This is a genomic window from Mesorhizobium sp. M1E.F.Ca.ET.063.01.1.1 (assembly GCF_003998155.1).
In the GTDB taxonomy this organism is placed as follows: Bacteria; Pseudomonadota; Alphaproteobacteria; order Rhizobiales; family Rhizobiaceae; genus Mesorhizobium.
The window spans coordinates 1-469 of the sequence record NZ_RZSC01001583.1; the positions used below are offsets into that span (position 1 = coordinate 1).

At 57.6% G+C, this 469-nt stretch carries 1 pseudogene; it reads right to left on the reverse strand.

Going from position 1 to position 469, the window contains the following annotated elements:
* Positions 1-231: 231 nt before the first annotated feature.
* Positions 232-469, reverse strand: a pseudogene (locus EOA29_RS39910) (ABC transporter permease); the annotation flags it as partial.

Here is a 469-nt window from a genome sequence, read left to right on the forward strand (position 1 = left end):
ACAGAAGACGTGGCCCATGGGATGCGCTGGCGTTGAGTTGGCTCCTCGAAAGGTGGACCGCTATTCGACGCTTTGCCAGGCCCTAGCGCAGGCATCTTGCATGTGACCAACCCATCGCGGGCATTTAAGGACAGGGATCTGCGATGCAGGTCGCCACGAGGGTTAGATCGCCGCCAAGAGCGGTTTCACCCTACAAAACGAGGCTACCCACCTCTGACACTGAAGCCCGTGTCAAGCCGCGGGTACTGGACGCGCGCGCTGAAGGCCCAGGGTCGATCTCCACCCCGCAACGAAGAGGATCATCAAAACGACCAGGGGCAAAAGGATAAACAGCGTCGCTACTGCGGCAATGGTAGGGTCGATTTGGTGGCGAATATCTTCCCACATCTTTAGCGGCAGGGTGCGCATCGAGATCCCTCCTACCAAAGATGTAATGACGACCTCATCAAAGGAGTGAAGGAACGCGAAC